The 3,735-nt window shown below is 38.4% G+C and carries 6 protein-coding genes (1 of these 6 only partly in view); 2 read left to right on the top strand and 4 right to left on the bottom strand.

Annotated features, from left to right (window positions below; genetic code table 11):
• The 3 genes from COU51_01825 to COU51_01815 form a co-directional block, all read right to left on the bottom strand.
• On the bottom strand, window positions 1-1,002 hold the 5' portion of the coding sequence (locus COU51_01825) for an excinuclease ABC subunit B (protein ID PIR66837.1). Its footprint begins 1,008 nt before the window's first position; 1,002 of the gene's 2,010 nt are visible here — the first part of the coding sequence; the start codon lies at window positions 1,000-1,002; its stop codon lies beyond the left edge, outside the window.
• A gap of 137 nt (window positions 1,003-1,139) precedes the next feature.
• Window positions 1,140-1,832 (bottom strand): hypothetical protein, encoded by a 693-nt coding sequence (locus tag COU51_01820; protein PIR66815.1) that lies wholly within the window; start codon window positions 1,830-1,832, stop codon window positions 1,140-1,142.
• An 11-nt stretch (window positions 1,833-1,843) separates the two neighbouring features.
• The gene (locus tag COU51_01815; protein ID PIR66814.1) at window positions 1,844-2,077 is read right to left on the bottom strand and encodes a hypothetical protein; all 234 of its coding nucleotides are present in this window, start codon (window positions 2,075-2,077) and stop codon (window positions 1,844-1,846) included.
• Between the two features lie 110 nt (window positions 2,078-2,187).
• Here COU51_01815 and COU51_01810 point away from each other — a divergent pair, with 110 nt between their 5' ends.
• On the top strand, window positions 2,188-2,589 hold the full coding sequence (locus COU51_01810; GenBank protein PIR66813.1) for a hypothetical protein: 402 nt from the start codon (window positions 2,188-2,190) through the stop codon (window positions 2,587-2,589).
• Window positions 2,590-2,625: 36 nt separating this feature from the next.
• Window positions 2,626-3,138 (top strand): hypothetical protein, encoded by a 513-nt coding sequence (locus COU51_01805; protein ID PIR66812.1) that lies wholly within the window; start codon window positions 2,626-2,628, stop codon window positions 3,136-3,138.
• A 79-nt stretch (window positions 3,139-3,217) separates the two neighbouring features.
• Here COU51_01805 and COU51_01800 read toward each other — a convergent pair.
• The coding region (locus COU51_01800; protein PIR66811.1) for a hypothetical protein at window positions 3,218-3,735 on the bottom strand (518 nt) is incomplete at its 5' end.

Below are 3,735 nucleotides of genomic sequence, written 5' to 3'. Positions count from 1 at the left end.
CTTGGGAAAATAACTTAAAAGAGTATCCGGCGCTTCGCCTGCCTTTCTGTCGGATAGATGACGAGAATAATTTTCTATTCCATGGCAATATCCCAATTCGCGTATCATCTCCATATCGTTTTTTGTCCGGCGAGCCAGACGCTCAGCCTCCAACAGCTTTCCTTCGCGTTCAAAAAATTTTAAACGTTTTTCGAGTTCGGTATTTATTTCTTTTAAAGATTTTTTTCGTTCGCTTTCTTTTGTTATAAAATGCTTTGCCGGAAAAACCCAGGCGCTCTGTTCTTTTGATTTTATTTTTCGCGTAACAGGATCAATAAGAACAATATTATTTACTTTTTCATTCTTTTTATCCAAAGAACTAAATTCTATACGATAAATAATTTCTTCACTTATCGGCATTATTTCCAATACCTCTCCGCGCAAACGAAAATGTCCACGAGTTAAATCCGAGTTCGTGCGCTCAAACTGCATATCAATAAGACGACCGGTAAGCTCATCACGAACAAACTCGTCTCCGATTTTTAGATGCAAATTTATTTTTTCATATGTTTCCGGCGCGCCAAGTCCATAAATACAAGAAACTGAGGCTACTATTATTACATCATTGCGCGTTAAAAGAGATTGGGTCGCCGCATGACGCAAACGATCTATTTCGTCATTTATCATTGCCTCTTTGTCAATGTATGTATCGCTCGTCGGAATATATGCTTCGGGCTGATAATAGTCGTAATACGAAACAAAATAATGCACGGCATTTTCCGGAAAAAATTCGCGAAACTCCTGACAGAGCTGAGCTGCCAAAGTTTTGTTATGCGCAATTACAAGAGTAGGCTGATTTATCTTTGTGATAACATTAGCCATGGTAAAAGTTTTTCCAGAACCGGTAATCCCCAAAAGCGTTTGAGCCTTCATCCCTTTTTTCAATCCTCCCAATAAAGCATCAATCGCCTTTGGCTGATCGCCTGCCGGCTTAAATTTTGATTTTAATTTAAATTTGTTCATAAACACCAAAAATCCCCCGGCAAACATGTTTGCTTAGGGGTATTGTCTTTTTTATTATTATATTATTATATTCATCTAATAAAAAAATGTCAACTATGGACAATAAAAAAATCCGCGATGTTTCTCGCGGATTAGAACTAACAATTATCTTGAGGTTTTTTATCCTCTTTCACAAAACGTTCTCTTATCGCTTCGCCAAGGTCTGTGGCTTTTTCACATACCCATCCTTCGGACGAAAGAACAAAAAAATCGCAACGTTTTTCCGGATCGTCCTCTTGACAAACGCCTTTTCGCTTATCAATCGGAAGAATCTCTTTCAGCTCTGTTTCCGGCTGTTCTTTTACTGTCTGTACTTTTAATTCCTGCACTTTATCGGAATCAAGAATAACATTAAAACGCTTTAGCCAAAAGTTCCAAATCGGTTCCAGCTTGCCTTCATTAGCCAGCGCCTGAACTTCTTCTTGCGAATACCAGGCAATAGAAAGCGCTTCGTCTTCCTTTCGCCAAGGCGTGCCATTACACTCGCATTCAAACAAATACCAGCAATGAATTTTCATGCCACTCTTGCAAACATTACTCAGCTCTTTTCTTTCTTCCATTACCTTTTCTTTTTTTACACGAAAACCGGATTCTTCATAAACCTCTCTATGCAACGCTTCAATATGTGTTTCCGCTTCAGCAATATGACCGGCAATGCAGGCCATACCAAAGGGCGGATTCTTCCTATCAATAAGGAGATATTTTCCTTCGCGGTTTTTGATAATGGCTCCAACCGAATAATGCATTGGCTCGCCGTTTTGCGCGCGACCAAGAGCTGGTTCTTTTGCCACTGGTTTTCTCCTTAGTTCAGTTTTTCAATATTATTTTCATTATTCTCTTCATTGCCAAAACCAGAACAATTGTTATTAAGCGCGCGCATTGCAACAGACATTCTTTTTGCTTGCAACCTTTTTTCAAACTCTGTTCCTTTTGCGCATTCAAAACCATTGGAGCTACACATAAGATACGAACAAGCATTTTCCGTACCGGGCTGACAAACCCTCAAAACATATTCTCTTGGAATGAGCTTCGGCATTTCACTCTCCTTTTACCAATATCACAATTTATCACAAATTTTATATTTTGTCAATGATGTTGACAAAATATTACTTTTATGTTATTTTTTAAGTAAAGGAGACCTTGATAATGAAATACAAAGCGGACACAAAGAAAATGGAATATACAAAAGAAGATATTGAAACTTTTAAAACTGACAAAGAAGCTTGTCCGGCGCATTTGCTCGGTTCTACTGACAAAGAATATATTCAATGGATGCAGAAACTAAACTGGCAACCACCGAATATTATCATTGAAGCGGAAAAACCAAAAAACCGAGCTGACGACGAAATCACCGTTCCGCGCAGATACTTGCTTCATACAAAGCGGACCCCGTTTCATACAACGTGGGTTATGATAAACAAAGGACTGGGATTGATAAAATGTAATAATTGCAAAATAAATACATCATTAGCTACTTCAGGAGACCCTCCAGACGTCTGTCCTTGTTGCGGTTTGCCGACAGATAAAAAACAGCCTATTATGCCATAATACAATCGCTATCATCAAGATAGCGATTTTTTATTCTTGACAATTTCTAAAAATTATGTAAAATTAAACCCATCATTGACAAAGTCGCGCTTTGACGTGGCAAAGGAAGCTAAGATGGAGCTTATTTTCTGCTCGGTAATACTCCTTAGTTGCAGTTGGTTCACAGCTTTTCAGTTTATCAAAAAATGCGTCAGATTAGAAAACGAATTGGAAAGCTCGAAAAGCAATCTTCGTTTTCTTCGACAAAAAAACTCAGATTTTCTTAAAAGAATAAACGAGTTGGAAAAATTTTCACCTGCCGGATTGATGACAAAAATAGGACAAGCAAAACAAAGAGAATTGGAAGCATCAAGAAAGCGCGAAGAGGCAATGAAGGAAGAAGCAATGGTTATTGCCGAACGACAGGATCTTGAAGCCAAACTGCAACTTATAGAACGGCCAAGCGCTTTCCGTTCCTTGGCTCGGCTCCCCGAAGGACAAAGGACGATACTTGAGGAAGAACCGCAAAGAAGAAGATATAACATGGGTGGAGAAAAAGAAAATACATAAGCCCAAATAGATATCTAAAAAATTCAAAAGATAGTTATTAGCACAAAACCACCCAATCGGGTGGTTCTTTTTTTACTGCTCATTTTTGCGTCCATGGGTCAAAATCTACATTTCCTTGAATTACCTCCCCTGCTCCGACAGGGTTTTTGGTTTCATGCCACGGTCCGGATTCTGCATTCCAAAAGTTATTTTTTGCATTTAATTCTATATCCAGGTCATCATTATAAAAATTTAAACCGATTTTATTATTCGTGAAATTATTATTTATGATAAAAATATTTTCTGGATTCCCTTCTATATCCAATCCACCGGTGTCGCTTGGAGTTTCGTAAAGTCCGTTACATCCAAAAGTATTACCAACAAGTTCTATGGCTTTATCTTTTTCTATAGCGCCACCCCACAATAGATTATAATTAAATAAACTATCCGTAATACTGGGCAGATTGGCAGGCCAAGCGCGAGAATAAAACCCAGAACGACTGTAGGCAACCTCTACATTAGAAATATCAATATCAGCTTCTCCTCCGATAAAAATTGCTCCACCTCTTACGTTACCAGACCCTTCGTTTGCGCCGGCATAGAAAAATTTTGTATTCT

This window comes from Parcubacteria group bacterium CG10_big_fil_rev_8_21_14_0_10_36_14, assembly GCA_002772895.1.
Lineage (GTDB): Bacteria > Patescibacteriota > Patescibacteriia.
This window is presented reverse-complemented; position numbering and strand designations above follow the sequence as displayed.